Here is a 26,293-nt window from a genome sequence, read left to right as displayed (position 1 = left end):
ACCAAGGATCGGATATCCGGCGAGTGTCGATCCGGAGGTTCCCCGATCGACCGAGGGGTGGAAGGGTCGAGACGCGACCCCCAGTCCTGAGGAGACCGACCGTGAAGTACATGCTCATCATGCGCGCCACCGCCGAGGCCGAGGCCGCCTTCGCCGAGAGCAACCTCCCCTTCGAGGAGGTGATGGAGGCGATGGGCCGGTTCACCGAGGAGATGCTCCAGGCCGGGGTGCTGATCGCCGCCGAGGGCCTCGACCCGGACCCCGCCACCGGGCTGGTCGTGGACTACTCGAGCCAGCCCCCGGTCGTCACCGACGGCCCGTACGGCGAGACCAAGGAGCTGTTCGGCGGTTACTGGATCGTCGACGTCGCCTCCCTCGAGGAGGCGGCCGCGTGGGCGAAGCGAGCACCGCTCGCCGGTCCCGGCATGAAGTCCGAGATCCGCCGGATCACCTCGATCGACGAGTTCCCGCAGGACAACCCGTGGATCCAGAAGGAGCGCGCCTGGCGCGAGGCGACCGGCCAGCTGTGACCACCCCCTCCGGGCAGGGCGCTGAGGGCCGGCGCGCCGTCGAGGCGGTCTGGCGGATCGAGTCCGCCCGGATCGTCGGCGCGCTGGCCCGCTACACCGGCGACTTCACCCTCGCCGAGGACCTCGCCCAGGAGGCGTTCGCCGAGGCGCTCGTCGCGTGGCCGCGCGACGGCGTCCCGGCGAGCCCGGCGGGCTGGCTGCTGACCGTGGGCCGGCGCCGCGCGATCGACGGCTTCCGGCGCCGGGCCGCCCGCGACGAGCGGTACGCCGCCCTCGGCCGCGACCTCGCGACCCGTGCGTCGGCGGCCGACGACGGCGACCTCGACCTGCTCGCCGACCCCGGCCGGATCGACGACGACCTGCTCGCCCTCGTCTTCATCGCCTGCCACCCCACCCTCTCCCCCGAGTCCCAGGTCGCGCTGACGCTACGCACCGTCGGCGGTCTCACCAGCGACGAGATCGCCCGGGCGTTCCTGGTGCCGACCGCGACCGTCCAGGCCCGGATCACCCGCGCGAAGAAGACCCTGGCGGCGGCGCGGGTCGCGTTCGTCGTACCTCCTCCCGAGGAGCGACGCGAGCGCCTCCGCGCCGTCCTCGGCGTCGTCTACGTCATCTTCACCGAGGGCTCCTCGGCCACCTCCGGCGACGCCTGGATCCGCGCCGACCTGGCCCGCGAGGCGATCCGGATGGCGCGGGTGCTGGCCCGGCTGGTCCCCGACGAGCCGGAGGTCCACGGCCTGCTCGTGCTGCTCGAGCTGACGGCGGCCCGCTTCCCGGCGCGTACGACGGCCACGGGCACCCCCGTCCTGCTCGAGGACCAGGACCGCCGCCGCTGGGACCACCGGGCGATCCAGCGCGGCCTGGCCACCCTCGCCCGCGCCGAGACCGTCGGCCGCGGCCTCGGCGCCTACGGGCTGCAGGCCGCGATCGCCGCCTGCCACGCCCGGGCCGCATCGGTCGCCGAGACCGACTGGGACCGGGTCGTGCTGCTCTACGAGGCGCTCGGCCGGATCGCGCCGTCGGCCGTCGTCGAGCTCAACCGTGCAGTCGCCGTGTCGATGGCGTCCGGGCCGGCCGCGGCGCTGCCGCTCGTCGACGAGCTGGCCGCCGAGGGAGCGCTCGCCGGGTCCCACCTGCTGCCCGGCGTACGTGGTGAGCTGCTGCGCCGGATGGGCCGCACCGAGGACGCCCGTGCCGAGCTCGAGCTGGCGCTCGGCCTGTGCCGCAACGAGTCCGAGCGCGTCGTACTGGCCGCGAAGCTGGCCGCTCTGTGAGAGTGGGGCGGTGACCGATCCACACCCGTCGCTGACCTACAGCAGCTACCTCGCCCTCGACGACGTCCTCTCCGCGCAACACCCCCGCTCGGACGAGCACGACGAGCTCCTCTTCATCGTGATCCACCAGGTCTACGAGCTCTGGTTCAAGCAGATGCTCCACGAGATCACCGGACTGCAGCAGCGGCTCGAGGACGGTGACACGCCCCGCGCGCTGCACACGCTCGGCCGGGTCCGCACCATCCTCAAGGTCAACGTCGCGCAGGTCGACGTCCTCGAGACGATGACCCCGCGCCAGTTCACCAGCTTCCGCGGCCGCCTCGACGCCTCCAGCGGCTTCCAGTCCGCGCAGTTCCGCGAGCTCGAGGCCACCCTCGGGCGCCGCGATCCGCGCGTCTTCGAGCACTACCCCGAGGGCAGCGACGGCCGGACCCGGATCGCCGCGGCGATGTCACGCCCGTCGATCTTCGACTCCTTCCTGCGCTACCTCGTCACCCAGGGGTACGACGTCCCCGCGGCCGCCCTCGAGCGCGACCTCACCACCCCGTGGGAGCCGTCGCCGGACGTGCAGCGGCTGCTGCTGGCGGCGTACGACGACGACGGCGGTGCCGCCCAGGTCGCCGAGCGCCTCGTGGACCTCGACGAGGGCCTCCAGGAGTGGCGCTACCGGCACGTGAAGATGGTCGAGCGCACCATCGGTGCCAAGCCCGGCACCGGTGGCTCCTCGGGCGCGGCGTACCTGTGGAGCACCGTCACCCAGGCCCTGTTCCCCGACCTGTGGGCGATCCGGAGCGAGATGTGAGCCTGGGCGGCGACCTGGCCGGGCACTACACCCGGTTCCGGGTCGCCGACCGGCTGCTGCTCACCGGCCACGCCCACCAGGCCTGGCCCGACGTCGCCCGCGAGGGCGTGATCGAGGCGTACGACGACGCCGCGCTCGACGTCGACCGCAAGTGGGCCCGGGCCGAGGCCCGCGCGGAACGGCTGCGCGCCGGCGTACGGATGCTCGTCGACGACCCCGGTGCGGAGGTGGCCCTCGGCGCGAGTGCCCATGAGCTGCTCGTGCGCTTCCTGTCCGCCCTGCCCCTGCGCACCCGGCCCCGGCTGGTCACCACCGACGGCGAGTTCGACTCGGCCCGCCGCCAGCTCGACCGGCTCGCCGAGGTCGGGGTCGAGGTGGTGCGGGTTCCGGTGGCGCCCGTGGACACGCTCGCCGAGCGGGTCGCGGCCGCGGTCGACAGCCGCACCGCGGGTGTCGTCATCTCGTCCGTGCTGTTCGAGACCTCGCAGGTCGTGCCGGGGCTCGCGGCGGTCGCCGAGGCGTGCGACGTCACCCTCACCGAGCTGCTGGTCGACGCCTACCACCAGCTCGGAGTCGTGCCCCTGTCCGTGGAGACGGACGGGCTGCGTGACGCCTGGATCCTCGGCGGCGGCTACAAGTACCTCCAGCTCGGCGAGGGCAACTGCTTCCTACGGATCCCGCCGCACGCGAGCGGCATGGAGCCGGTGGTCACCGGCTGGTTCGCACACGACGGCGACCGGTTCGCCGGGTCGACGTACGACCCGACCAGCCACTACCGCGCGGCCCGGGTCCTCGACTTCTTCGTCGGACAGGGCCTGACGCCCGCGCGGCTGCGCGAGATCTCGCTGCACCAGCGCGGGCTGCTGGCCCGCGAGTTCGACGCGCTCGACCTGCCCGACGAGATCCTCACCCGCGACCGGGTCACCCCGGCCGAACGCTTCGGTGGCTTCCTCTCGCTCGTGTCACCCCACGCAGCGCGGCTGCGCGCAGCGCTGGCCGAGCGCGGGGTGCACGCGGACAACCGCGGGCAGCACCTGCGGTTGGGGCCGGCGCCGTACCTCACCGACGACCAGCTCATCGAGGCGATGGGCGTGCTCGGGGAGGTCGCGGCCGCCCGAGGGTGACTCAGGTGAAGATGCCGTAGTGCAGCAGCAGCCAGATCGGGGCGATCGTGGCGAGCAGCGAGTCGAGGCGGTCCATCAGGCCGCCGTGACCTGGAATGACCTGGCTCATGTCCTTGATGCCGAGGTCGCGCTTCATGACCGACTCGCACAGGTCGCCGAGCGTGGCCATCACGACGGCGATCAGACCGAGCGCGACGCCGATCCACCAGTCGCCGTCGAGGAGGTAGACCACGAGCGCCACACCGGCGCCGACGGTGGCCAGGGTCGAGCCGGCGAAGCCCTCCCAGGACTTCTTGGGCGAGATCACGGGCGCCATCGGGTGCTTGCCGAAGAGCACGCCGGCGACGTACCCACCGATGTCGGAGGCGATCGTCACCAGGATGAAGGTGATGATGCCCTTCACGCCCGGGTCGTCGAGGCCGCCACCGTCACGGCCGCCCTCGGCGAGCATCAGCGCCACGAACGAGCCCAGGAAGGGCACGTAGACCAGCGCGAACACCGAGGCGGTGGCGTTCTTGACGTAGCCGTCGATGCCGCGGCGCAGCAGCCACAGCATGATCACCAGCGCGCTGACGGCCGTCGCCGTCACCAGGGCCGCGGAGCCCCAGAGGTAGGCGACGACGACCATCACGACGCCGCCGATCATCAACGGCTGCTCGGGCAGGTCGATGTCCTTGGCGAGCAGCCCCTTGCGCAGCTCCCACACCGCGACGACCACGGCGATCGCGACGATCACCATGAACGCCGGCTTCCAGAACAGCAGCGAGGCCGCGATCGCGCCCAGCAGCACGACCGCGGAACCGACCGCGGCCTTCAGGTCCCGGCCGGCACGGCCGTGGTCCTTCTTCGGGGCAGGCGTCGACGGCGTTGTCGATGACATGAGGTGTGGGAGCAGCTGGAGGTCAGACCTCGAGCAGCTCGGCTTCCTTGTTCTTGAGCAGCTCGTCGATCGCGTCGGTGTGCTTCTTGGTGAGGCCGTCGAGACGCTTCTCGGCACCGGTGACGTCGTCCTTGCCGACCTCGCCGTCCTTCTCGAGCTTCTCCAGGCCCTGCTTGGCCTTCTGGCGCACCTGGCGCACGGCGACCTTGCCGCCCTCGGCCTTCTCCTTGGCGAGCTTGATGAACTCCTTGCGGCGCTCCTCGGTCAGCTCGGGGAAGACGCAGCGCAGCTGCTTGCCGTCGCTGGACGGGTTGATGCCCAGGTCGGAGTCGCGGATCGCCCGCTCGACATTGCCGATCGCGCCCACGTCGAACGGGGCGACGATGATGATGCGCGGCTCGGGAGCCGTGAACGAGGCGAGCTGCTGGATCGGCGTCGGGGTGCCGTAGTACTCGACCATGATCTTGCTGAACATGCTCGGGTGCGCACGCCCGGCGCGGATCGCCGCGAACTCCTCACGGGTCGCGTCGACCGACTTGCCCATCTTCTGGTCGGCCTCGTTGAGGGTGTCGTTGATCACCGGTTCTCCTTCGTCTAAGAGCTGGTCGAGCCTGTCGAGACCTCAGCCTGTTCAGCCTGCGCTGACCCGCGTGCCGATCTTCTCACCCTGCACGACCCGCAGGATGTTGCCCTCGGGCTCCATGCCGAAGACGATCATCGGAAGCTTGTTCTCGCCGCACAGGGCGAACGCGGTCTGGTCCATGATCCGCAGGCCCTGGGCGATCGCGTCGTCGTAGGTCAGCTCGTCGTACTTCGTGGCGGTCGGGTCGACGTTCGGGTCGGCGCTGTAGACGCCGTCGACGCCGTTCTTGGCGACCAGCACCACGTCGCACTTGCTCTCCAGCGCGCGCTGGACGGCGACGGTGTCGGTCGAGAAGTACGGCAGGCCCATGCCGGCGCCGAAGATGACCACGCGGCCCTTCTCCATGTGCCGGATCGCGCGCCGCGGGATGTAGGGCTCGGCGACCTGGCCCATCGTGATCGCGGTCTGCACGCGGGTCTCGACGCCCTGCTTCTCCAGGAAGTCCTGGAGGGCGAGGCAGTTCATGACGATGCCGAGCATGCCCATGTAGTCGGCCCGGACGCGGTCCATGCCGCGGGTCTGGAGCTCGGCGCCGCGGAAGAAGTTGCCGCCGCCGGTGACGACGGCGATCTGCACGCCGGCGTCGGCGACGGCCTTCACCTCCTTGGCGATGGCCTGCACGACGTCGGGGTCGACCCCGACCTTGCCACCGCCGAACACCTCACCGGAGAGCTTCAGGAGGACGCGCTTGTAACCGGGCACGGGGTGACCTTACCGGGGTGGAGGCGGCACCTCGTCATTGCACCCGCTGGACCCGCTGGCGGTAGTTGCCGCTGTTGTCGCCGTCGATGTCGGAGTCCCGGGTCTTCGAGATGTGCCCGACCTTCTCCTCGCCGCCCTGGACGGGCTGCGCCGCGATCAGCGTGTCCCGCTCGAACTGGTGGGACTTGTCCGTGTTGCGGTAGTAGCGGTAGAAGGCCCAGTACGTCGCCGCGCCGCCGGCCGGCCCGGCCGCGAGCAGCCAGACCGGGTTGCTGTCGCCGGACAGCGGGACCAGGGCCGTGATCAGGTCGAGTGTCATGCCGTCGCCACCAGGATCGCGCCGGCGATGCCTTCGAGGAAGGTGCCGACCGTGAATGCTGCGAGGAGCAGCTTGGGCTGGGAGACCGGGATGCTGCCCATCGTCTCCCCCGTGCGGGCGTTGACCGCGATGTAGTGCAGCAGGCCGTTGCTCTCCTGCCGGTAGGAGTAGATCCACACCGGGAGGTACATCGCCACCCAGCGGGAGCCGCCCACGTCAAGCTTCTCCTGCTCCCAGCGCACCCCCCGGTCGAACCGGCCGAGCGATCCCCGGACCTCGGAGCGGCCGATGGAGAGCAGCTGGTCCTCGAGGTGCGGGCGGACCGCCTCGACGTTGAGGTCGCGCTTCTCGCTGGTGAAGCCCACGAGGTAGCTGGCGTTCCACTGGACCGCGTTCTTCGTGTCGAACGGCAGGATCGTGTTGATGATGTTGTTGGTGTTGGCCGGACCGATCTGGGCGCGCTCGGACGAGCCCTCCACGGTCAGGTCGTCGACCGTGAACGACACCTGCCGCGCCACCTGGTAGACGTCGGCGGCGTAGTAGGTGACGTTGTTGTCGCCCTGCTTCTCCGTCCAGCGCCGGGTCTGGACCTCACCCTTGCCCCAGTACTGGGACTCCGCGCGGGCGTCGATCACGAGGTAGGGGAGGTAGACGCCCAGGACGTTCTCCGGCACGAACTCCTTCTTGAACCGCTTGTGCGCGAAGAGCCGTCGCTTCGAGGCGAACTCGCGGATCTTCTCGACCGCCTCGTCCTTGGTCAACCGGAACGGCAGCACCGCATCGGGTACGGCGCCGTTGGGGATCTGCTGGTTGACGTTGAGCGTGTGGCGACACCAGTGGCAGCGGGCGTTGAGCGCGTGGGCGGTATCGACGACGACCTCGGCACCACACGCCTCGCACTTGAAGGTGAGCTGGTCCGCCGCGTCGGCCGCGATGTCGCCTGCACCGCTCGCGATGACGGTGCCCTCGAGCTGGTCGATCCCCTCGCCGAGGCCGAACTCCTCCTCGACGCGGGCCTCCTGCCACTCGTTGCGGCAGAAGAGGCACACCAGCATGCCCGTCGAGCCGCGCAGCTGGACGTCGGTCGAGCCGCACTTCGGGCAGCGGTTGAGGCCGTCCTTGAGCGACTCGTTGACGGTCTCGATGCTCGGGCCGGCCTCCGGCTCGGCCTTGGCCGCAGCGAGCTCCTCCTCCAGCGACAGGGGTGGCCCGTCGAAGGTGGGCTGCTTCGGCTCGGCGGACTCCTGGCTCACAGACCGAGCGCCTTCGCCTTCGCCGCGTCGTAGTCCTCCTGGGTGATCAGTCCGGCGTCGAGCATCTCCTTGGCGCGCTTGAGGACTGCCATCGGGTCGTCGGCGGCGGGAGCGGCCGGGGCCGCGGGAGCAGGCGCGGCAGCGGCGGGGGCGGCCGGGGCCGGCGCGGGCGCGACGGGCTGCTGCAGGCCGCCCAGGCCCATGCCGCCGGTCGCCATGCCCATGCCGATCAGGCCGCCCGGACCGGCGTTCTCGCCAGCCGCCTCGATGCCGGCCGCGACCGACGCCTGGAGGTTGGAGTTGCCGCGCGACCCGGACAGCGCGTCGGCCCGCTGGACGTTCTTGAGGAGCTCACGCGTGTTGGCGTCGTACTCGATCGCGATGATCGCGGTCTTGACGATCTCGAGGCCGCGGTCGGTACGCCACTGGTAGTTCTGCTCGACGGCCGCGGACAGCGACTGGGCGAAGCCGATCGAGTCCTGCTGGAGCTTGGTGATCCGGTTCCCCTTGGCGGGGTCGTTGGTGTACATCGAGAACGCCGGCGCCAGCGACCCGACGACCTCGTTGAACAGCTGCTCGCCGGCCGGGTTGTCGATGTCGGTGAAGTCGAACGACCTGCGGCCGCCGATGACGTCGGCGGGCACGAAGTTGCGGATGAAGGTCAGCGGGTCGGTGATCTTCAGGGTGTAGGTGCCGCGGGTGATCGCGCCGACCTGGGTGTTGAGGAAGGCGTCGTCCCAGTAGATCTCCGACTGGGTGCCGAACTTGTTGTTGGGCAGCTCCTTGAGCGTCACGAAGATCGCCGACTGCTGCGCGGAGGGACGACCGCCGAACTTGAAGCGCTCCCAGCTCTGCTTGATCAGCGAGTCGACCAGGCCACCGCCGGTGAAGATCGACTGCGAGGCCGGGTCGTCGGAGTTCCAGATGTAGGCGCCCGGCTCGGCGGCGAAGCCGGTGAAGGCGCCGTCCTCCATCAGGACCAGGCCGTAGCCCTCGGGCACGATGATCTTGGACCCGTTGGTGATGACGCCCTCGGAGCCCTGGGTGTTGCTGCCGCGGCCGGCGTTCTGGCCCTTCGCGACGGCAGGGAAGATCGCGACCGTCGAGCCCACGCCGTCCGGGACGCCGTAGAAGTCGACCCACTGGTCGGCGAGGGTGCCGCCGATGGCACCGATTGCAGCCTGGATGAGTCCCACGTGACGCTCTCCTTCTGACACCGAAGTGCACCCGCGAGTGCGGGCGCGCAGGTCCGACACATGTCCGATGGCCGGGCGGCACAAACCTACCTCCTGGCAGGTGGCGGCACAGGCGAAAAAGCAGACGGCCGGTGGTCACCGAGGTGACCACCGGCCGTCCGGTGCGATCAGTGCGCGATCAGGCGCCGACCTCGAAGCGCGCGAAGCGCTTGACGGTCGTGTTGGCCGCGTCGAGGACCTGCTTGACCGACTTCTTCGCCTCGAAGACCGACTCCTGGTCGAGCAGGACGATCTCCTTGAAGAAGGCGTTGATCCGACCCTCGACGATCTTCGCGACGGCAGCCTCGGGCTTGCCCTCCTCGAGCGTCTTCTTGGTCAGGACGTCCTTCTCGGCCGCGACGACGTCCGCGGGGACCTCGTCGCTGGTCAGGAACTGCGCCTTGAGGGCAGCAGCCTGCTGCGCGGCCTGCTTGGCCGCGGCCTCGTCGCCCTCGAACTCGACGATGACGCCGAGGGTCGGGGGCAGGTCGGAGGCCTTCTTGTGCAGGTAGACCGCGACGGGGCCCTCGAAGTAGGCGACCTCACCGAGCTCGATCTTCTCGCCGATCGTGCGGGCCAGCTCGTCGACGGTCTCGCCGACCGTGGTGTCGCCGAGCGCGGCGGCACGCAGCGACTCGATGTCGGCAGCCTTGGTGGAGTCGGCGGCGTCGGCGATGGCCTGCGCGGCGTTGATGAACGCCTCGTTCTTGGCCACGAAGTCCGTCTCGGCCTTGAGGCTGATCAGGGCGTTGCCGGAGGCGGCGACCAGACCGGCGGAGGCCTCGCGCTCAGCGGCACGAGCTGCGGCCTTGGCCGTGCCCTTGACGCGGAGCAGCTCGACGGCCTTGTCGAAGTCGCCGTCGGTCTCGTCGAGCGCCTTCTTGCAGTCCATCATGCCGGCGCTGGTCAGCTCGCGGAGCTTCTTGACGTCAGCAGCAGTGAATGCCATGGATCCTCGTTCGATTCTCAGGGGTGGACGGGGAGAGCTCAGGCCTCGGCCGGAGCGTCGGTCGCCTCGGTGACCTCGGCGTCGGTCGCGACGGCCTCGGTCAGGGGTGCCTCGGCAGCCTCGGCGGGCGCCTCGGTGGCCTCGGCGGGCGCCTCGGTGGCCTCAGCAGCCTCGGCGGCCGGAGCGGCAGCGTCACCCTCGAGGAGCTCGCGCTCCCACGCAGCGAGGGGCTCCTCGGCGGCGGTGCTCGAGGCCGAGCCGGCGCCGGAGCGGGACATGAGGCCGTCGGCCGCAGCGTCCGCGATGACGCGGGTCAGCAGGCCCACGGCGCGGATGGCGTCGTCGTTGCCCGGGATCGGGAAGTCGACGTCGTCGGGGTCGCAGTTGGAGTCGAGGATCGCGATGATCGGGATGCGCAGCTTGCGCGCCTCCTCGACGGCGAGGTGCTCCTTGTTGGTGTCGACGATCCACACGGCCGACGGGACCCGGGACATCTCGCGGATACCGCCCAGGGTCTTCTCGAGCTTGGCGTGCTCCCGCTTCATCTGCAGGAGCTCCTTCTTGGTGCGGTTCGAGCCGGCCACGTCGTCGAAGTCGACGTCGTCGAGCTCCTTGAGGCGGTTGATCCGCTGGTTCATGGTCGCGAAGTTGGTGAGCATGCCGCCCAGCCAGCGCTGGTTGACGTAGGGCATGCCGACGCGGGTCGCCTGCTCGGCGATCGACTCCTGCGCCTGCTTCTTGGTGCCGATGAACATGATCGTCCCGCCCTTGGCCACGGTCTCCTTGACGAAGGCGTAGCTGCGGTCGATGTAGGCCAGCGACTGCTGCAGGTCGATGATGTAGATGCCGTTGCGGTCCGTGAGGATGAATCGCTTCATCTTCGGGTTCCAACGACGGGTCTGGTGTCCGAAGTGGACGCCGCTCTCGAGGAGCTGGCGCATGGTCACGACAGCCATGATGTTTTCTCCTGTGTGTTTTCAGTTGAGCCTGTCGCCTGCGCGTGATCCGACCGCCCGACCCGGAGGTCTGACGGACTGAGGATCGACGCCCACGGGTGATCGGCTCCGGAGAGGTGCCGACGTGGTCTGCGGACGAGCGAATTCCGGCCCAGGGCGGACCGGTGCCTCCAAGCGTACGGCGTCGGGCGCTGGTCGCACCAATCCGTGACCTGGGCTCTCCACAACCCCCGTTGTCCCCACCCCTTCTCCACAACCCCTACCCGCTCCGACCGGGTCCTGCCGGACCCGCCGCGCATGCTCGTCCCATGCCCCGCCCGTTTCCCTTCCTCCCGCTGCTCGCCCTTCTCCTCGGACTGCTCCTGCACACCGCCCCGGCCCGAGCTGCACCTGGCTCCGAGGACCCGGTCGGCGTCTGGCCGCTCGCGCCCGTGCCCGAGGTCGTGCGCCACTTCGACCCACCCGACTCCCCCTACGGCTCCGGGCATCGTGGGGTCGACCTCGCCGGGCACGCCGGCCAGCCGGTCCGCACCGCGCTCTCCGGCACGGTGGTCTTCACCGGCCGGATCGCCGGCCGCGGCGTGGTCGTCGTCAGCCACGGCGCCACCCGCACCACGTACGAGCCCGTGACCGCTGTCGTGACCGTCCGCACCAGGCTCGCCGCGGGCGACGTGATCGGCACTCTCGAGCTGCCGGGCTCGCACTGCTTCCCGCGGGCCTGCCTGCACTGGGGCTGGGTCGCCGGCGACACGTACCTCGACCCGCTCCGGCTGGTCGGCGCCGGACCGGTCCGGCTGCTGCCGCTGTGGCGGGACCTGCCTGTCGCCCGCGCGATCGCCCCTCGCGGAATTGCCACGATTGCCACAGCCTTCGGGGCGGCCCGATGAAGGCCGCGAACGTCAGGACCAGAGCCGTGGAGAGGATTCCCCATCGCGAGCTGCGCAACAACAGCGCCGAGATCCTGCGACGGGTGGCTGCCGGCGAGTCCTTCGAGATCACCAATCACGGCGAGATGGTGGCGATCCTGCGCCAGCCGACGAACGACGAGCATTGGCGCTCCCAGATCTCAACGCCTGCGACCAAGCATCAGAGCTGGCGCAACGTGAAGCGCGTGCGGTCGGCACTCCGCAGCGAAGACGTGCTCGCCGAGCTACGTGAGGAGCGGCTGTGAGGACCTACCTCGACACGTCCGCGGTAGTGAAGCCGATCGTCGAAGAACCGGAGTCGGAGGCACTGGTCGACTTCTTGGCAACGGTGCCCGACGGCGGCGTGTTCTCGTCCGCCCTCCTGGCGACCGAGACCCGCCGGGCTGCGACCCGCCACGGCGCCGAGCAGGCGAGGTGACCGAGACGTGACCTATGACCTCCGCTTGGGCGAGGCGGCCAGACAGCGAGGGCTCACGACGGCAACACCGGCCTGAACAGCGCCGCCCCTGGCTCACGCCCGCGGGTGCGCCTGCTGGTAGGCACGGCGCAGGCGGTCGGTGGTGACGTGCGTGTAGCGCTGGGTCGTGGCCAGGGACGCGTGCCCGAGCAGCTCCTGCACCGAGCGCAGGTCGGCGCCGCCCTCGAGGAGGTGGGTAGCGGCGGTGTGCCGGAGTCCGTGCGGGCCCAGGTCGGGGGCGCCCGGGACGTCGGCGAGCCGGCGGTGGACGAGGGTGCGGACCGCTCGCTGGTCGATCCGGCCGCCCCGGGCACCGAGGAAGAGGGCCGGACCGGAGCCCGGACGGGCCAGGGCGGTGCGGCCCTGGCCGAGCCAGCGGTCGATGGCCGCGGCCGCCGGCTGGCCGAAGGGCACCGTGCGCTCCTTGCGGCCCTTGCCGAAGACGCGCACGACGTTGCGGTCGCGGTCCACGTCGTCGATGTCGAGCCCGCAGAGCTCGCCGACGCGCATGCCCGTGGCGTACAACAGCTCCAGCATCGCCACGTCCCGCAGGCCGACCGGGCTCCCGTCGTCGGCGAGTTCGGTCGCGGCGCTGATCAGCCGGGTGGCCTCGTCGACCCGCAGCACGTCGGGCAGCGTGCGGTGCGGGCGCGGCGACCCGAGCGCCGAGCCGACGTCGTTCGGCGTACGGTCGGTGCGCGCGAGCCACCCGGTGAACACCCGCGCCGCGGTGGCCCGGCGCGCGAGCGTCGTACGGGACAGGCCCATGGTCTGCTGCTTGGCGAGCCAGCTGCGCAGGGTCCGCAGGTCGAGCTCGTCGACGTCGGCCAGGCCGAGCCGCCCGGCGTGCTCGAGCAAGCCGGCGATGTCGCCGAGGTAGGCCCGAACGCTGTGCTGGGTCAGGTCGCGCTCGGCGACGAGGTGGCGCTCGTACTCCCCCAGGACGCGCGCGAACGCCTCGGGCAGGACGTCGGCCTGCTCCTCGGCCGCGTCCTCGGCCGCAACGCTCACTGGGTCGACGCTCACCGCTCGATCGTAGGTCGATCACCTCCGGGCAGCCGCCAACCCGCCGGGAGTCGCTCGACGTGGCCGTCGGCCGCGAGCCCGCCGAGCAGTCGCTCGACCTCCACCGCTCCGAGGCCGGCGACGACCGCGACGGAGGTGGTGGGCGCCGGCGAGGAGACCGGGACCGCGTCCAGCACCTGGCGGGCGCGGACGGAGAGCCGGTCGCGGGGGCCAGCGGGAGCGCGGGCGATCTCGCCGAGGTCCTCGCCGGAGGCGCCGAGCATCTCGAGCACGTCCTCCCCGCGGGTGACCAGCGATGCGGCGCCGGCGCGGATGAGCTCATGCACGCCCTCGGACGCGGCGCTGGAGACGGGCCCGGGAACGCCCATCACGGTCCGGTGCAACTGGTCGGCCCAGGACGCGGTGTTGAGCGCGCCGCTGCGGAGGGCGGCCTCGACGACGACCGTGCCGCGGGTGAGGGCCGCGATGATCCGGTTGCGCGAGAGAAACCTGATCCGGAACGGCGCCGAGCCGGGTGGGGCCTCGGAGACGATCGCGTGGTGCTCGGCGAGGTGGTCGAGCATCTGGCGGTGGCCGAGGGGGTAGACCCGGTCGACGCCGCAGGCCAGGACGGCGACGGTCGGCGCACCCGCGGTGACGGCGCCGCGGTGGGCGGCGTAGTCGACGCCGTACGCCGCCCCGGAGACGACCGGGCGTCCCGCCGCACCGAGGACGGCCGCCATATCGCCGGCCACCTGGTCGCCGTACTGCGTCGACGAGCGCGAGCCCACCACGGCGACCGCGGTCTCGAGCTGGTCGAGCCGGTACGGACCACGCACCCACAGCCCGACCGGTACGTCGCCGCGAGCGTGCAGCACGCCGGCACCGGCCAGGTCGTCGAGCGAGGCCGGCCACTCGTCGTCGCCGGGGATCACGAACCGGATCCCGCGGCGTGCGGCGCGCTCGAGGACCCGGTCGGGCTGGGCGCTCGAGAGCCGACCGGCCGCGGCGGTGAGCTCGGGGCGCAGGTCGGGCTGCTCGCGCAGCACCTCGAGGAAGCGCGGACCGCCCAGCTCGCGGGTCAGGCCCAGACAGCGCAGGTCACCGGGCTCGGTGACCAGGTTGATGGTGGCGCGGGCCAACCGCTCGCGCTCGAGGTCGGTCATGCCACCCCCTCCGTACCGGCGTCGGCCCGGAACATCGCGAGGTCCAGCGGCTGGCCGGACCGGAGCCGCAGCGCGGTGCGGACCTCGTCGACACCGGCCTCGACGTCACGGCCGGCCCGCACCGAACGGAGGTCGGCGACGGTGAGCGCCAGCCGGTGGACGCGGACGGCGCCGCGGGCGCTGAGGCGACCGGCCAGCATCTCGGCGTCGATGACCTGCTGAGCGGCGGGCGGCAGCGGCCAGGTGTCCTTGAGGCGTGGGCTGGGCACGTGGCCGTTGAGGCGCCAGCCCCGGCCGGCGTACCGCTCGTGCTGTCGCAGACGCGCAGCACCGACCCGCAGCCGCACCTCGGCCGAGGTCTCGACCGTGCGGAACGGGTCGTGGCTCGACGGCGAGGCCGGAACGACGTTGCGCACGACGTCGATGCGGTCGATGATCGGGCCGGACAGCTTGGCCCGGTAGGCCCGCCGGACGGTCTCGGCGCACGTGCAGCGGTTGGTCTGGGAGGTCCTGGTCCAGTTGCCGCACGGGCACGGGTTGCTGGCGAGCACCAGCAGCGCGCCGGCAGGAAGGGTCACGGACTCGTCGCGGCGGGCGATCGTGATGTCGCCGTTCTCGAGGGGCTGGCGCAGGGCCTCGATGACGTCAGAGCGGAACAAGGCGAACTCATCGAGGAAGAGGACTCCGCAATGGGCCCGGCTGAGCTCGCCGGGCTGCACCCGGCCCGAGCCGCCGCCGATCACGCTGACCTTGCTCGCGTCGTGGTGGGGCGCGGCGAAGGGCGGTCGCACCACCATCCCGCCGCCGGGGTCGAGCACCCCGGCCAACGAGTGGAGGGCGGTGAGCTCGAGCGACTCCTCGGGCGTGAGATCGGGCAGGATCGTCGGGATCCGTTCGGCAAGGCTGGTCTTGCCGCACCCCTTCGGCCCGGAGAGCTGGAGCGGGTGGCCGCCGGCAGCGGCGACCTCGAGGGCGTACTTCTCCTCGGTCATGCCGCGCAGGTCGGCCAGGTCCAGCTCGTCGAGCCGCTCGTCGCCGCGCCACGAGATCAGCCGGAGGCCGGTCGAGGCGGCCACGGGTGGGGCGAGCGGCAGCTCGTCGCACCGGAGCTCGGCGACCACCTGTCCGAGGGAGCGAACGCCGATCACCTCCACACCCGGCACCATCGTCGCCTCGGCGACCTGGGGCTCGGGAACGTAGACGCGGCCGATCCCGGCGGCCGCGGCGGCCAGCACCATCGGCAGCACGCCCAGTGCCGGCCGCAGACCGCCCGCCAGGGTCAGCTCGCCGATGAAGACGGTGCCCTCCAGCCACTGCGGCTCCAGCTGAGCGTCGGCTGCGAGCAGGCTGACCGCCATCGCCAGGTCGAAGTGGGTGCCGGTCTTGCGCAGGTCGGCAGGCGAGAACAGGAAGGTGCACCGCTTGGTCGCCGGCCAGGCCAGGTCGGTGTTGACGAGCGCCATGCGCACCCGGTCGACGCCCTCGCGCAGCGACGTGTCGGCCCGCCCGACGACGACGGTCGTGGGCTGCCCGACCGAGACGTCGGTCTGGACGTCGATCAGGTGCCCCACCGCACCGTCGAGGGCCACGCACCGCGCGGTCGCGAACGGCATCAGCACAGCCCCCGCACGTGGTCGACGACCGCGGGTCCACGGGCCGGGCGCAGCACGGCGACCAGGTCGACCCGGATCCCGTCGGGCCGGATGCCCCTCTCGAGCACCCACCGCTCCCCCATCCGGCGCAACCGGTCGAGCTTGGCGTCGGTGATCGCCTCGTGCGGGGTGCCGGCCACCAGCGAGGTGCGGGTCTTGACCTCGCACACCACCAAGGTGGCGCCGTCGCGCAGCAGTACGTCGACCTCGCCGTCGGCGCAACGCCAGTTGCGCTCGAGCAGCACCATCCCGAGCCCGGTCAGGTGGCGCACCGCCACGTCCTCGCCGTACGCGCCGATCGCCCGGCGGGCCTGTGCTGTCGTCATGCCCCCAGCATCGGCACGCCAGGACCGGGCCGCGGATCAGCACCGCTCCGGCTGTGGAGAGTCAGGTCGAGACGGCCCGCTGTGGACAGTTGACGTCACCGCAGGCGACTCGACGGAACGATGAGGCGATCATGTGACGACCCGTCACCTGACGAGCCGCGGGGCGCCGCACCTCGGCTGATGCTCGACCCACAGGTCGAACCCACCGATGTTGAGGCCGAGCATCGCCGACACCTTGTTGATCACCTTGGACTGGAGTTCCGAGATCAGTCCGTTGAGCAGCGGAGTCACCGCAGACGTCACCACGCCTTGCAGCTGCGTCGACAGGCCGGCGACCAGGCTGTTGAGCGGCTTGGTGACCAGCGGGCCGAGGCTGATGGGCACGCCCAGGAGCACCACCAACGCCTGCTGCGTGCTGAACGTCCCGCCCACGGCAACGCTCAACGGCGTGAGTGAGAACGCGCTGATCGACGGAATCAAGGTTCCCGGAACCGTGAAGGCGGTCGGGTTGGTCAGGTCCCAATGCGGTGCGTCGACGGTGTACGTCGGATCCGTGGGCGCCACGCCGGGCGTCCCGTTGAGCTGCACCCCGGCGTTGACGTCGAGCGAGAGGTGCGCACCCTTCAGGATCGTCGAGTTCACCGCGACGATGGGAGCGAGCGGGCTGAGGATCCCCGAGAGCCCGGAGAGCAGGCTGTCGATCAGCGACGCACTCGCTCCGGTGCCGGTCAGCAGATCGCCCGACACGGAGGCGTGAATCGTGCCAGAAGTCAGGGTGGGGACCCCGACCGCGGCCGAGTTCACCTGGAAGGTCACGCTCTGCGCACCCGTGGCATCACAGTTGTTCAGGCTCAGCATCCTCGCATTCGCCTGGGCCAGGCGCGTCTCGAGTGTCAGGTCGATCGCATCGACGTGCACCTTGGCACTGGCGAGACCACCGATGGAGACGCCGATGTCCCGCGCGTCCGAGTGGATCGTCGTCGTCAGCTGCACCTGAGCCGTGTGCGCCACGTCGTTCGGGTCGCCCGAGCAGACCTTTCGCGGACCTTCGATCACCTTCAGGGTCGTGGTCGCGGTGACGCCTGCAATCGGACCGACCTTGAGCCCCGGGATGTCGACCAGGTGGTCCTTGTTGGCGACGATGATCGCCCCGGTCACGAGGTCGAGCACGTTGACGCTGGATGCGAGGGCAGCTGGATCGCTGGGCGCTGCGGAGATGAGGTCCCCCATCTTGACCGTCAGCCCGCTGAGCAGGGCGGCGGCCTTGATCGCCCCGAGCGCGGTCACCGTGGCGGCGCTGGCACCGTGCCCGGGCGAGGAGAGCACGTCGAGAGAGGCGCCGATGAGATCGGCGACGTTGACATGGTCGGCCTTCAGCAGCTCGCTGACGGTTCCGACGCCCAGCTGCCCGGTCTTGACCAGGTCCAGCAGGCTGACGTTCGCGTCGGCGAGACCTGAGTAGCCACCGACCGTCGCGTCGAGGTTGGAGCCGAGCAGTCCGCCGAGCAGGGTCGCGAGCAGGGCGCTGTCACCCGACCTCACCCGCGCGATGAAGGAGCCGATGCGGAAGCAGGCCCCCTTGTCGGCCGACGCCACAGCCCGCCGCTGTGCCTTGCCGGTCTTCGCCACCTCGATGGAGAAGCCGGTCTCGGTGTGGGCGACGACGCTGACCGCAGTCGGGATCTTGGCGTCGTCCGCCGGCCGGACATACGCCTTGAAGGAACCGTCCTCCATGACGCCCCACGCGACATCCAGGGTCGGCACCCGCCCCTGGTGGGTGCCGAGAACGCTGCTGTTGCGGTCGCGACTCGCGTTCGCAAGGGCCTGGTCCTGGGCGGCTGCCGTCAGCTGCGCGAGCGTCTTCCCCTTGTTCAGCTCCTGGGCGAGGTCCAGGGCCACGACATCGGCCAGCGTCTGGGCGTCGGTCCGGGCGACCCGCTGCATCCCGATGTCGACCGCGAAGGAAGCGGACACCAGCAGCACGCTCGACATCAGCAAGGCGATGAGCAGCGCCGCCGCCCCGCGCTCGTCCCGGGCGGTCCGGCTCACGTCAGCTCACCCTCGCGACGGCGGTGTAGCGGAGCCAGTCAGGAAGCACCAGGCCGAATCCGGGGATCATCCCGTCGTAGGGGATCACGACCTTGACCGTCGCGCAGGACTTCGTGGCGTCGTTGCTGCAGGCAGCGACCGACACGCTGCAGTCGTTCGCTCCCGACCCCCAGGAAGTACAGCTGTACTGGCTGCCCTGGGTCGCCAGCGCGGCGTTGACGGCGTTCTGCGCGCTGATGGTGCGCTTGGCCGCGTCCAGCTCGACCGCCGCCGCCCGCGCCCCCTCGGACGCAGCCTGGCTCACGGACTGACGCACGCTGAGCATGTCGCCGTAGTTGATGATGCCGAACACGATGAGCATCAGTGGGAACAGGATCAGCGCGAACTCGACCGCAGCTGCACCCCTGTCGCTCGTCCTTCGACGGCGCAGCAGCACACCCGTCCCTCGCACACAACGCCTCATCGGCCGGCCTCCCCCGGACTCGCTCCCATGACGCCCCCGAGCGGCGTTGCGCACACAGTAGTGGCGCGGAGAACAGCCGTGGAACGAATCCCGGGTCATTCCACTCGGACGACGGGAGCGGGCTAGTTCGTTCTGACTAGGGCCCGTGGTCCCTGTCGCCCGGGACGATGGTCCTCAGGAGCCTCACCCGTTCAGGTCCCGCCCATGGTGCCACGTCGTCACGGGGGTCCCTGTCGGTCGACCCGACTTCGCGCCCAGCGGGGAAATGACCCCCGTTCGGGCTTCGCTCGGGCGGTCCCGGTGCCGACAATCGAACTGGGAGTTCGGTCGGCTCGGGCCGACGAGGGGGAGGCAGACATGGCTCTGGGACGACGACGTGCGCGTCGCGCCGGCGTGACCGGCGACGAGCGCGGTGCCGCCGCGGTGGAGTTCGCCCTCGTCGGCGGCCTGCTGGTGATGATCGTCTTCGGGATCCTCCAGTACGGCCTGTACTTCGACGACTCGCTCAATGCCAACCAGGGCGTGCGCGAGACGGCCCGGATGTCGGTGGTCGGAAAGACCTCCTCCGGCTGCAGTACGACGCTCGGCTGGCCCGGCATCTCGTGCACCGTCGAGACGATGGTCGACCGGGCACCTGCAGACACCTACGTGAAGATCTCCGCGCCCGACGGCTGGGCGCGCGGCAACCTCCTCCAGGTCTGCGTCCTGGTCCGGTCGCGCGGCGACTTCGGCATGCTGCCGATGCCCAACGGCGGCTACGTCCGGGCGAGCCTGCGGATGTCGATCGAGGAGGACACCACCAAGCCCAGCGGGACCGGGTCCGCCGAGGCCGTGCCGACCGGGCAGAGCTGGGCGTGGTGCAAGTGAGCCGCCGCCCGAGCCGCCGGGACACGACCGACGAGCGCGGTGTCGTCGCCGTCCTGACCGCTCTGATCGCCGTCGTGCTGCTGATGGCCGCCTCCCTCGTCATCGACCTCGGCCTGGCCCGTGACGTCCGCGGCCAGGCCCAGAACGCGGCAGACGCCTCGGCGCTCGCGGCCGGCAACGTGCTCTACGACGACGAGGGTCAGGCCCAGGTCGCCGTGGCGAGCGCCGCTGCACAGGCCTACGCCGCCGACAACTTCGGCGTCGCCGCCGCGTCGTGGGGGTCCTGCAAGGACCCGGGGCACCTGACGTACGCACCCGTCTCGCAGTGCATCTCCTTCGACGACCAGGACCGCCCGAGCCGGGTCCGGGTGCGGGTTCCGGACCGCACGGTGAAGACGGCGCTCGCCGGCCTGATGGGGGTCAGCGAGTTCCACATCGGCGCGACAGCGACCGCGACCCTCGACCCGGGCGTGGTCTTCAAGTGCTCGCTGTGCGTGCTCGGAGACGGGACGCACACCCTCGGCAACGGCGACGCCACGGTCACGGCGAGCAGCGTGCACTTCAACGGCAGCGTCTCGACCGGACCCAACGGCATCGTCGAGGCGATCGGCGACGGCAACGAGATCACCGTCGAGAACACGGCCACCGGCAACTACGACCCACCCGCCGAGCACGTCGCCACCAAGATGGGCGACCCGCTCGCAGGCATGGTCCTCCCGGCTCCCTCAGGGCCGGCACTGACCAACCCCTGCACGCAGGGACCGGGCGTCTACGGGTCCCGGACCTTCGGCAACAACGAGACCTGCGTGCTGACCCCCGGGCTGTACGTCCTGACCGGCACCTGGGACATGGGCAACAACACCGTCTTCCGTGGCACGGGCGTGACCCTGTACGTCGTGTGCGGCACGCCCACCGCACCGCGGTTCTGCGCCACGACCGGCGAGGCCGGCGGCCAGTTCGACGCCAGCAACGGAAACGAGCTGAGCCTGACGGCCGGAGCGCTCGGCTTCAGCGACCTCGCCATCGTCTACGACCGGCACAACACCAGCCCGGTCCACGTGCAGGGCAACGGCCAGACCAACATCTTCGGCAGCATCTACGCGCTGAGCTCGATGCTCTACGCGAACGGCAACTCGGGCAACGGCGTGACCAGCGGCTCGATCGTCGTCAACGACCTCTACATGAACGGCCAGAACTCCCACCTGAAGGTGACCAACGGTCTGGACCGCGAGTGGCGCCGGCCACCGTCGGGCCTGCACCTCAGCGGCTGAGCCGCCTCAAGACACAGCCTTGATCCCTCGGTGGGTGGCTACTGCGCGCCACCCCAGCGGCGCGCTCGCTGCGTTGCGGACGCTCGAAGGGCGGACAAGCACGTCGTCGCGCCCACGCCTTGCGATCACACCCCTGGGGCGGCGCTCGCTACGCCACCCACCGAGGGATCAAGGCTTCGGCAGCTCCAGGTCGGAGGTCGCCAGCTCCTCGACGTTGACGTCCTTGAACGTCAGCACCTTCACGTTCTTGGCGAAGCGCGCCGGGCGGTACATGTCCCAGACCCAGGCGTCGGCGATGGTGACCTCGAAGAAGACGTCGCCGCCCTCGGAGCGGGCCTTCACGTCGACCGAGTTGCACAGGTAGAAGCGGCGGTCCGTCTCGACGACGTACTTGAAGATGCCGACGACGTCGCGGTACTCCCGGTAGAGGTTCAGCTCCTGCTCGGTCTCGTACTTCTCGAGCTCCTCTGCACTCACGATCCCACCCTAGCCCTCGCCGCCCGGCAGCGGCTCGAGTCCCGCCGCGCGTCGCACGTTGACGAACCGCATCCGGTGGATCGGCGAGGGGCCGTGCTCGTCGAGGGCCGCAGTGTGGGTGGCGGTGATGTAGCCCTTGTGCGTCTTGAAGTCGTACGCCGGCCACTGCTCGTCGAGGTCCAGCATGATCCGGTCCCGGGTGACCTTCGCGAGCACCGACGCGGCGGCGACGCACGCCGCCACCCGGTCGCCCTTCCACACCGCGAGCCCGGGGACGCCGAGGCCGTCGACGGGGAACCCGTCGGTGAGCACGTACGACGCCGGCAGGTCCAGCTTCGCCACGGCCTGCCGCAGCGCCTGGACGTTGGCGACGTGCATGCCGAGGCGGTCGCACTCGTCGTGCGGGATCACCACGACCGACCAGGCGAGCGCCCGACGTACGACCTGGTCGTAGCAGCGTTCGCGGGCGGCCGCGGTCAGCAGCTTGGAGTCGGCGAGGCCGGGGACGATGCCGGCCTTGCCGGCGGGCAGGATCGCCGCCCCGGCCACGAGCGGGCCGGCGCAGGCCCCGCGGCCGGCCTCGTCGACCCCGGCGATCGGCTCGAACCCGTGCCGGCGCAGGGCGCGCTCGTAGCCGTAGATGCCGGCGTCACGCCGTACCGTCGCTCCCCTGGGCAGCGTGGACATGCCCTGTGCTCTCCCTCCGAGGTCAGTTGCCCGGGACGGTGTCGGCCTTCTTCGCCTTCTCCAGCAGGTCGGCCGGCGGGCTGTCGGGGACGCTGTCGAAGACCTCGGGGCGGCTGATCCAGCGCCAGCGGTCGCGGGGCCAGATCAGGGTGAAGACCTTGCCGACGACGAGGTCGGTGTCGACCCACGGGCTCTGCGTGCAGGGATCCTCGCCGGGGGTGCACAGGTGCGCCCGGGAGTCGGCGGAGTGACCGCGGTTGTCACCGAGGACGAGCAGCTTGCCCTGCGGGATCGGCCCGATGATCCAGTCGCAGGGCTGGGACAGACCGGTCTCGCGCTCGCTGATGAAGTCGTCGATCTCGGCGTTGCACTGCCCGGGGTTCTTCGCGAGGTACTCGGTCTCGTCGATGGGCTTGCCGTTGACCTTGATCCGGCCCTGGGCGTCACAGCACTCGACCACGTCGCCCTCGGTGCCGATGACGCGCTTCACGAGGTGGCCGCCGGTCGGGTAGAGCCCGACCTTGGACAGCAGGTTCGCGACACCGGTGGGGCCCTGGCTGTCGGTCGGCCCGAGCCACTCGCCCGGGTCCTGGAAGACGACGACGTCGCCGCGCTTCGGCGTACGACCGAACCAGTAGGAGACCTTCTGGACCAGGATCCGGTCGTTCTTGACCAGGCCCGGCTCCATCGACTCCGACGGGATGTAGAAGGCCTGGACGAACAGCGCCTTGATGACGACGGCCAGGCCCAGCGCCACCGCGAGCAGCAGGATGCTCTCCTGCCACACCGGCAGGTGCTTGCGCGGGGCTGAGGAGGACCGGGAGCCTGCCTCGTCGGTCGCCTTCGGGTCGGGGACCTGGGCGGCGGGCTCCGCGGCGGGGTCGTCGGTCGTCACGAGACACACTCTAGGAGCACGGCCCACGCAGGAAGCACGAAGGCCCGACCGTTTCCGGTCGGGCCTTCGTGGTAGCGCTTCTCGCAGAGGTCAGACCTCGCGGCGCTCCTTGATCTTGGCCTTCTTGCCGGTGAGGTTGCGCAGGTAGTAGAGCTTCGCGCGACGCACGTCACCGCGGGTGACGACCTCGATGGACTCGAAGATCGGCGAGTGGAGCGGGAAGGTCCGCTCGACACCGACGCCGAAGGAGACCTTGCGGACGGTGAAGGTACGGCCGATGCCGGCACCGTGCATGCGGATCACGACGCCCTGGAACACCTGGACACGCGAGCGGCTGCCCTCGATGACCTTGACGTGGACCTTGACGGTGTCACCGGCGCGGAAGGCCGGGACGTCGGAGCGCTTGGCGGCGTTGCCGAGGTCGGTGACCACGGCGGGGGTGGGGTTGCTCATGATTCTCCTCGCGAATGCGCACAGGTCAGCCGCGGTGGTGGTGATGGAAACGGATGAGAGCGTCACGATCGGCGATTCCCCTGTGGCAGAAGCGTCCGTGACACCGACCAGCAATCCTCGCACAGCCGGGACCGGCGCCCCAAAAGCCGGCGCAGTCAGTGACGCTTGGTGAGGACCACCGTGTGCGGCGGAGCGGGGAGGTCGGTGCGCAGCCGGAAGCCGGCCTTCTTGTACAGGCGCTGGTTGCGGGCGCTCGCCGCCCCCGTGAACAGGAAGTACGACGTCACGCCGGCCGGCGCCACGGCCTGGATGTGCTCGAGCAGGACCCGCCCGAGCCCGCTGCCCTGCAGGTCCGGCGCGACCATGATCCGGCCGATGTCCCAGGTGTGCTCGCCCTCGAGCCGACCGCGCACGGCACCCACCAGGCGTCCGGCGCGCCGCACGACCCAGGTGTCCCACTCCCCCAGCCACGCGCGGACGTCGTCGAGCGACTCCTGCAGGGCCGGGATGTCGAGGGTGTCGTTGGCCTGCGCCTCCTGCACCCAGCAGGCCCGCTGGAGGGTGAGGATCTCGCCCGCGTCGCCGGGCGTGGCCCGCACGATCGGGGTGCCGTCGTCGAGCACGGACGGCGCCAGGAGGTCCGGGCGGCGCTCGGCCGTCCGTCGTACGGCCTGCTCGTGGCGCCAGTTCGCGACCTTGCCGTGGTCGCCCGAGCGCAGCACAGCGGGGACCTCGTGGCCGCGCCACTCCGGCGGCTTGGTGTAGACGGGGTACTCCAGCAGCCCGCCCTCGGCGTGCGACTCCTCGACCAGCGACTCGGCGTTGCCCATGAAGCCCGGCAGCAGGCGGACGACGGCCTCGGTGATCGCGAGCGCCGCGACCTCGCCGCCGTTGAGGACGTAGTCACCCAGGCTGATCTCGCGGACCTCGGCGATCTCGCGGGCGTGGTCGATGACCCGCTGGTCGATGCCCTCGTAGCGCCCGCACGCGAAGACCAGGCGCTCGCGCGTCGCGAGCTCCTCGGCCAGGCGCTGGTCGAACGGCTCCCCCGACGGGGTCGTGAAGATGACGGTCGCGCCCGGGACGAGCAGCTCGTCGAACGCCTCACCCCACGGCTCGGGCTTCATCACCATGCCGGCGCCGCCGCCGTACGGGGTGTCGTCGACCTTGCGGTGCCGGTCGTGGGTCCAGTCCCGCAGGTCGTGGACAGCGAAGTCGAGCAGCCCGCTCGCCGCCGCCTTGCCCGGCAGCGAGAGCTCCAGGGGCGCGAAGAAGTCGGGGAAGATGGTGAGGTAGTCGAGCCTCACGCGTCGTCGCCCTCGTCCGCTTCGTCGTCGGGGAACGGCGTGACCAGGCCGGGCCGGTCCGCGATGACCACGCGGCCGCCGGCGACGTCGACCTCGGGCACCAGCGCGGTCACGAACGGCACCAGCGCCTCACGGCTGTCCAGCGTCCTGATCCGGAGCAGGTCCTGGGCGCCGTGGGTGAGACCGACCACCTCGCCGAGGTGCGTGCCCTCGAGGTCGTGGGCGGCGAGGCCGACGAGCTGGTGGTCGTAGAACTCCTCCGGGTCGTCCGGGCTCTCGTCGGCAGGTACGACGGCCCGCAGCACCACGCCCCGCGCGGCCTCGGCCGCGTTGCGGTCGGACAGCTCGGCGAAGGTCGCGAGCAGCACGCCCTGGTGCCAACGGGTGCGGCTCACGGTGAGGGTGCGGGCAGCGAACGCCGAGCCGCGCGGCGCCTCGACGTCGAGCACGGCACCGTCGGCGTAGCGGCGCTCCGGCTCGTCGGTGCGGACGTCGACGGTCACCTCGCCCCGGATGCCGTGCGGCTTGCCGATCCGGCCGACGACGACCTCGATGCTCTCCACGCGTCCGAGGTTAGGGCCACCGCCCCGGGAACGCCGAACGGGCGCCTCCCTGAGGGAGACGCCCGTTCGGTGTGGTGCTGGGTTCAGCGGCGGTCGGTGTCGACGAAGTCGATCCGGGCGCTGCTGTTGCCGGCGATCGCGGAGATCACGGTGCGGAACGCGGTCGCGGTGCGACCGTTGCGACCGATCACCTTGCCGAGGTCGTCGGGGTGGACCCGGACCTCGAGCACGGCGCCGCGGCGCAGCTGCTTGTCGCGCACGACGACGTCGTCGGGGTGGTCGACCACTCCGCGGACGAGGTGCTCCAGCGCGTCAGCCAGCATCGGCTCAGGCCTCGGGGGTCTCGGCCGGGGCGTCGGCGAGGGCAGCCACGTCGGCGGCCTGCTCCTCGGCGGCGAGGTTCTCGACGAGCTCCTCGACCTCGGCCTTGGCCTCGGCGGTGTCGGCGGGGGCCTCGACCTTGTCAGCCTTCTTCTCGGCCTTCTTCTTCGCGGTGGTCGCCGAAGCCTTGGGCTCGCTGGCGGCCTCCTTGAGGGCCTCGTTGAAGATCTCGAGCTTGTCGCGCTTGGGCTCCTTGACCTTGAGGGTGCCCTCGGCGCCATCGATGCCCTTGAACTTCTGCCAGTCGCCGGTGACCTTGAGGATGGCCTCGACGGCCTCCGACGGCTGCGCGCCGACGCCCAGCCAGTACTGCGCCCGCTCGGAGACGACGTCGATGTACGACGGGTCCTCCTTGGGGTGGTACTTGCCGATCTCCTCGATCACCGCGCCGTCGCGCTTCTTGCGCGAGTCGACGATGACGATGCGGTACTGCGGGACCCGGACCTTGCCCAGGCGCTTCAGACGAATCTTGACGGCCACGTTTGTGGTGTCTCCTTGAGAACTGGTGGTGGGTGAGCCAGGGACGACCAGGTGGGGAACACCGGCGCCCGGACTCGGACGGGTTCTGCCACCACCGGTAGAGAGGGACCGGAAGTCGCAGAACTCAGTCGGACAGTCTGCCAGACGCCCGACGTACGGCACGAATCCACCCTAAGCCTCGAACCACCGACTCCCCGCTGC

Annotated in this window: 31 protein-coding genes and 1 pseudogene; 9 read left to right on the top strand and 23 right to left on the bottom strand. The window is 70.9% G+C overall.

The genetic code is table 11. The features are described 5' to 3' along the window. Positions 1-110: 110 nt before the first annotated feature. Genes ACZYRU_RS17585 through ACZYRU_RS17570 form a run of 4 tightly spaced genes read left to right on the top strand, consistent with a single transcriptional unit; the run spans position 111 to position 3,730 of the window. Positions 111-530, top strand: a complete 420-nt coding sequence (locus tag ACZYRU_RS17585; RefSeq protein WP_488958659.1) for a YciI family protein — start codon at positions 111-113, stop codon at positions 528-530. Continuing rightward, positions 527-1,804: an RNA polymerase sigma factor gene (locus tag ACZYRU_RS17580; protein ID WP_488958382.1), complete on the top strand. Its 1,278-nt coding sequence runs from the start codon at positions 527-529 to the stop codon at positions 1,802-1,804. Before ACZYRU_RS17585 ends, ACZYRU_RS17580 begins: the two co-directional genes overlap by 4 nt. 10 nt (positions 1,805-1,814) lie before the next feature. After that, positions 1,815-2,606, top strand: coding sequence for a tryptophan 2,3-dioxygenase (locus tag ACZYRU_RS17575; RefSeq protein ID WP_488958381.1), 792 nt, complete (start codon positions 1,815-1,817; stop codon positions 2,604-2,606). Next, a complete protein-coding gene (locus ACZYRU_RS17570; protein WP_488958380.1) occupies positions 2,603-3,730 on the top strand; it encodes a hypothetical protein in 1,128 nt (375 codons plus the stop codon). Before ACZYRU_RS17575 ends, ACZYRU_RS17570 begins: the two co-directional genes overlap by 4 nt. A gap of 1 nt (position 3,731) precedes the next feature. On the opposite strand, the gene ACZYRU_RS17565 is transcribed toward ACZYRU_RS17570, so the two are convergent. From ACZYRU_RS17565 to rpsB, 8 genes are all read right to left on the bottom strand, one after another. Continuing rightward, entirely contained in the window at positions 3,732-4,610 is an 879-nt protein-coding gene (locus ACZYRU_RS17565) for a phosphatidate cytidylyltransferase (RefSeq protein ID WP_273519960.1), read from the bottom strand. A 22-nt stretch (positions 4,611-4,632) separates the two neighbouring features. Further along, the gene (gene frr, locus ACZYRU_RS17560) at positions 4,633-5,187 is read right to left on the bottom strand and encodes a ribosome recycling factor (protein WP_488958658.1); all 555 of its coding nucleotides are present in this window, start codon (positions 5,185-5,187) and stop codon (positions 4,633-4,635) included. Between the two features lie 54 nt (positions 5,188-5,241). Continuing rightward, positions 5,242-5,955: a UMP kinase gene (gene pyrH, locus ACZYRU_RS17555; protein ID WP_179724902.1), complete on the bottom strand. Its 714-nt coding sequence runs from the start codon at positions 5,953-5,955 to the stop codon at positions 5,242-5,244. Between the two features lie 34 nt (positions 5,956-5,989). Beyond that, positions 5,990-6,274 carry a hypothetical protein gene (locus tag ACZYRU_RS17550; protein ID WP_488958379.1) on the bottom strand — a complete coding sequence of 95 codons (285 nt, stop codon included), beginning with the start codon at positions 6,272-6,274 and terminating at the stop codon, positions 5,990-5,992. Then, positions 6,271-7,527, bottom strand: a complete 1,257-nt coding sequence (locus ACZYRU_RS17545) for a TFIIB-type zinc ribbon-containing protein (protein WP_488958378.1) — start codon at positions 7,525-7,527, stop codon at positions 6,271-6,273. The genes ACZYRU_RS17550 and ACZYRU_RS17545 overlap by 4 nt, the downstream gene beginning before the upstream one ends. Further along, the gene (locus tag ACZYRU_RS17540; protein WP_488958377.1) at positions 7,524-8,723 is read right to left on the bottom strand and encodes an SHOCT domain-containing protein; all 1,200 of its coding nucleotides are present in this window, start codon (positions 8,721-8,723) and stop codon (positions 7,524-7,526) included. Before ACZYRU_RS17540 ends, ACZYRU_RS17545 begins: the two co-directional genes overlap by 4 nt. 178 nt (positions 8,724-8,901) lie before the next feature. After that, complete coding sequence (tsf, locus tag ACZYRU_RS17535; RefSeq protein ID WP_488958376.1) at positions 8,902-9,711, bottom strand: translation elongation factor Ts; 810 nt, start codon at positions 9,709-9,711, stop codon at positions 8,902-8,904. Between the two features lie 38 nt (positions 9,712-9,749). Continuing rightward, positions 9,750-10,667: a 30S ribosomal protein S2 gene (gene rpsB, locus ACZYRU_RS17530; protein WP_488958375.1), complete on the bottom strand. Its 918-nt coding sequence runs from the start codon at positions 10,665-10,667 to the stop codon at positions 9,750-9,752. 308 nt (positions 10,668-10,975) lie between these two features. Between rpsB and ACZYRU_RS17525 the strand changes: the two genes are divergently transcribed. The 3 genes from ACZYRU_RS17525 to ACZYRU_RS17515 are packed head-to-tail and all read left to right on the top strand — an operon-like array spanning position 10,976 to position 12,011. After that, positions 10,976-11,554: a peptidoglycan DD-metalloendopeptidase family protein gene (locus ACZYRU_RS17525; protein ID WP_488958374.1), complete on the top strand. Its 579-nt coding sequence runs from the start codon at positions 10,976-10,978 to the stop codon at positions 11,552-11,554. Next, positions 11,551-11,838 (top strand): type II toxin-antitoxin system Phd/YefM family antitoxin, encoded by a 288-nt coding sequence (locus tag ACZYRU_RS17520; protein ID WP_488958373.1) that lies wholly within the window; start codon positions 11,551-11,553, stop codon positions 11,836-11,838. The genes ACZYRU_RS17525 and ACZYRU_RS17520 overlap by 4 nt, the downstream gene beginning before the upstream one ends. Then, on the top strand, positions 11,835-12,011 hold the full coding sequence (locus ACZYRU_RS17515; protein WP_488958372.1) for a PIN domain-containing protein: 177 nt from the start codon (positions 11,835-11,837) through the stop codon (positions 12,009-12,011). The genes ACZYRU_RS17520 and ACZYRU_RS17515 overlap by 4 nt, the downstream gene beginning before the upstream one ends. 93 nt (positions 12,012-12,104) lie before the next feature. Here the strand turns inward: ACZYRU_RS17515 and ACZYRU_RS17510 are convergent, their stop codons facing one another. From ACZYRU_RS17510 to ACZYRU_RS17485, 6 genes are all read right to left on the bottom strand, one after another. Further along, on the bottom strand, positions 12,105-13,076 hold the full coding sequence (locus ACZYRU_RS17510; RefSeq protein ID WP_488958371.1) for a tyrosine recombinase XerC: 972 nt from the start codon (positions 13,074-13,076) through the stop codon (positions 12,105-12,107). Further along, positions 13,073-14,221 carry a DNA-processing protein DprA gene (gene dprA / locus ACZYRU_RS17505; RefSeq protein ID WP_488958370.1) on the bottom strand — a complete coding sequence of 383 codons (1,149 nt, stop codon included), beginning with the start codon at positions 14,219-14,221 and terminating at the stop codon, positions 13,073-13,075. Before dprA ends, ACZYRU_RS17510 begins: the two co-directional genes overlap by 4 nt. Further along, positions 14,218-15,834: a YifB family Mg chelatase-like AAA ATPase gene (locus ACZYRU_RS17500; RefSeq protein WP_488958369.1), complete on the bottom strand. Its 1,617-nt coding sequence runs from the start codon at positions 15,832-15,834 to the stop codon at positions 14,218-14,220. Before ACZYRU_RS17500 ends, dprA begins: the two co-directional genes overlap by 4 nt. Further along, complete coding sequence (locus tag ACZYRU_RS17495) at positions 15,834-16,199, bottom strand: YraN family protein (protein WP_488958368.1); 366 nt, start codon at positions 16,197-16,199, stop codon at positions 15,834-15,836. The genes ACZYRU_RS17500 and ACZYRU_RS17495 overlap by 1 nt, the downstream gene beginning before the upstream one ends. Before the next feature lie 144 nt (positions 16,200-16,343). Continuing rightward, positions 16,344-18,248, bottom strand: a complete 1,905-nt coding sequence (locus tag ACZYRU_RS17490; RefSeq protein WP_488958367.1) for a Tad domain-containing protein — start codon at positions 18,246-18,248, stop codon at positions 16,344-16,346. 1 nt (position 18,249) lies between these two features. Beyond that, the gene (locus ACZYRU_RS17485) at positions 18,250-18,711 is read right to left on the bottom strand and encodes a TadE/TadG family type IV pilus assembly protein (RefSeq protein WP_488958366.1); all 462 of its coding nucleotides are present in this window, start codon (positions 18,709-18,711) and stop codon (positions 18,250-18,252) included. A 357-nt stretch (positions 18,712-19,068) separates the two neighbouring features. Between ACZYRU_RS17485 and ACZYRU_RS17480 the strand changes: the two genes are divergently transcribed. Together ACZYRU_RS17480 and ACZYRU_RS17475 are read left to right on the top strand one after the other, a co-directional pair. Then, positions 19,069-19,578, top strand: coding sequence for a TadE family protein (locus ACZYRU_RS17480; RefSeq protein ID WP_488958365.1), 510 nt, complete (start codon positions 19,069-19,071; stop codon positions 19,576-19,578). Next, positions 19,575-20,849 (top strand): TadE/TadG family type IV pilus assembly protein, encoded by a 1,275-nt coding sequence (locus ACZYRU_RS17475; RefSeq protein WP_488958364.1) that lies wholly within the window; start codon positions 19,575-19,577, stop codon positions 20,847-20,849. The genes ACZYRU_RS17480 and ACZYRU_RS17475 overlap by 4 nt, the downstream gene beginning before the upstream one ends. A gap of 168 nt (positions 20,850-21,017) precedes the next feature. Here ACZYRU_RS17475 and ACZYRU_RS17470 read toward each other — a convergent pair whose 3' ends face one another. The 9 genes and pseudogenes from ACZYRU_RS17470 to rpsP all read right to left on the bottom strand — a co-directional run bounded on the left by ACZYRU_RS17470 (position 21,018) and on the right by rpsP (position 26,092). Beyond that, complete coding sequence (locus ACZYRU_RS17470; RefSeq protein WP_141799600.1) at positions 21,018-21,326, bottom strand: DUF2469 domain-containing protein; 309 nt, start codon at positions 21,324-21,326, stop codon at positions 21,018-21,020. A 9-nt stretch (positions 21,327-21,335) separates the two neighbouring features. Next, positions 21,336-22,013 (bottom strand): ribonuclease HII, encoded by a 678-nt coding sequence (locus ACZYRU_RS17465; RefSeq protein ID WP_488958363.1) that lies wholly within the window; start codon positions 22,011-22,013, stop codon positions 21,336-21,338. A gap of 22 nt (positions 22,014-22,035) precedes the next feature. Further along, complete coding sequence (gene lepB, locus ACZYRU_RS17460) at positions 22,036-22,908, bottom strand: signal peptidase I (RefSeq protein ID WP_488958362.1); 873 nt, start codon at positions 22,906-22,908, stop codon at positions 22,036-22,038. A 90-nt stretch (positions 22,909-22,998) separates the two neighbouring features. Beyond that, positions 22,999-23,361, bottom strand: coding sequence for a 50S ribosomal protein L19 (gene rplS / locus ACZYRU_RS17455; protein ID WP_488958361.1), 363 nt, complete (start codon positions 23,359-23,361; stop codon positions 22,999-23,001). Positions 23,362-23,516: 155 nt separating this feature from the next. Further along, positions 23,517-23,903: a GNAT family N-acetyltransferase gene (locus tag ACZYRU_RS17450; RefSeq protein ID WP_488958657.1), complete on the bottom strand. Its 387-nt coding sequence runs from the start codon at positions 23,901-23,903 to the stop codon at positions 23,517-23,519. 93 nt (positions 23,904-23,996) lie between these two features. Then, positions 23,997-24,668: pseudogene (gene trmD, locus ACZYRU_RS17445) on the bottom strand (tRNA (guanosine(37)-N1)-methyltransferase TrmD); the annotation flags it as partial. Beyond that, entirely contained in the window at positions 24,665-25,231 is a 567-nt protein-coding gene (gene rimM, locus ACZYRU_RS17440) for a ribosome maturation factor RimM (protein WP_488958360.1), read from the bottom strand. The pseudogene trmD and the gene rimM, both read right to left, overlap by 4 nt. An 83-nt stretch (positions 25,232-25,314) precedes the next feature. Next, a complete protein-coding gene (locus ACZYRU_RS17435; RefSeq protein WP_488958359.1) occupies positions 25,315-25,554 on the bottom strand; it encodes an RNA-binding protein in 240 nt (79 codons plus the stop codon). Positions 25,555-25,558: 4 nt separating this feature from the next. Beyond that, positions 25,559-26,092: a 30S ribosomal protein S16 gene (gene rpsP / locus ACZYRU_RS17430; protein WP_488958358.1), complete on the bottom strand. Its 534-nt coding sequence runs from the start codon at positions 26,090-26,092 to the stop codon at positions 25,559-25,561. Positions 26,093-26,293: the final 201 nt, after the last annotated feature.

The sequence above is a fragment of the Nocardioides sp. F233 genome (genome assembly GCF_057813895.1).
Note: the sequence above shows the minus strand (reverse complement) of the source record. Positions and strands in the feature narration are given on the sequence as shown.

Bases quoted from the DNA above. Each gene is read 5' to 3' on its own strand.
- ACZYRU_RS17585 (WP_488958659.1), top strand. From the start codon at position 111: ATGCTCATCATGCGCGCCACCGCCGAGGCCGAGGCCGCCTTCGCCGAG.
- ACZYRU_RS17565 (WP_273519960.1), bottom strand. From the start codon at position 4,610: ATGTCATCGACAACGCCGTCGACGCCTGCCCCGAAGAAGGACCACGGC.
- ACZYRU_RS17550 (WP_488958379.1), bottom strand. From the start codon at position 6,274: ATGACACTCGACCTGATCACGGCCCTGGTCCCGCTGTCCGGCGACAGC.
- tsf (WP_488958376.1), bottom strand. From the start codon at position 9,711: ATGGCATTCACTGCTGCTGACGTCAAGAAGCTCCGCGAGCTGACCAGC.
- rpsB (WP_488958375.1), bottom strand. From the start codon at position 10,667: ATGGCTGTCGTGACCATGCGCCAGCTCCTCGAGAGCGGCGTCCACTTC.
- ACZYRU_RS17525 (WP_488958374.1), top strand. From the start codon at position 10,976: ATGCCCCGCCCGTTTCCCTTCCTCCCGCTGCTCGCCCTTCTCCTCGGA.
- ACZYRU_RS17520 (WP_488958373.1), top strand. From the start codon at position 11,551: ATGAAGGCCGCGAACGTCAGGACCAGAGCCGTGGAGAGGATTCCCCAT.
- dprA (WP_488958370.1), bottom strand. From the start codon at position 14,221: ATGACCGACCTCGAGCGCGAGCGGTTGGCCCGCGCCACCATCAACCTG.
- ACZYRU_RS17500 (WP_488958369.1), bottom strand. From the start codon at position 15,834: ATGCCGTTCGCGACCGCGCGGTGCGTGGCCCTCGACGGTGCGGTGGGG.
- ACZYRU_RS17495 (WP_488958368.1), bottom strand. From the start codon at position 16,199: ATGACGACAGCACAGGCCCGCCGGGCGATCGGCGCGTACGGCGAGGAC.
- ACZYRU_RS17485 (WP_488958366.1), bottom strand. From the start codon at position 18,711: ATGAGGCGTTGTGTGCGAGGGACGGGTGTGCTGCTGCGCCGTCGAAGG.
- ACZYRU_RS17480 (WP_488958365.1), top strand. From the start codon at position 19,069: ATGGCTCTGGGACGACGACGTGCGCGTCGCGCCGGCGTGACCGGCGAC.
- ACZYRU_RS17465 (WP_488958363.1), bottom strand. From the start codon at position 22,013: ATGTCCACGCTGCCCAGGGGAGCGACGGTACGGCGTGACGCCGGCATC.
- rplS (WP_488958361.1), bottom strand. From the start codon at position 23,361: ATGAGCAACCCCACCCCCGCCGTGGTCACCGACCTCGGCAACGCCGCC.
- ACZYRU_RS17435 (WP_488958359.1), bottom strand. From the start codon at position 25,554: ATGCTGGCTGACGCGCTGGAGCACCTCGTCCGCGGAGTGGTCGACCAC.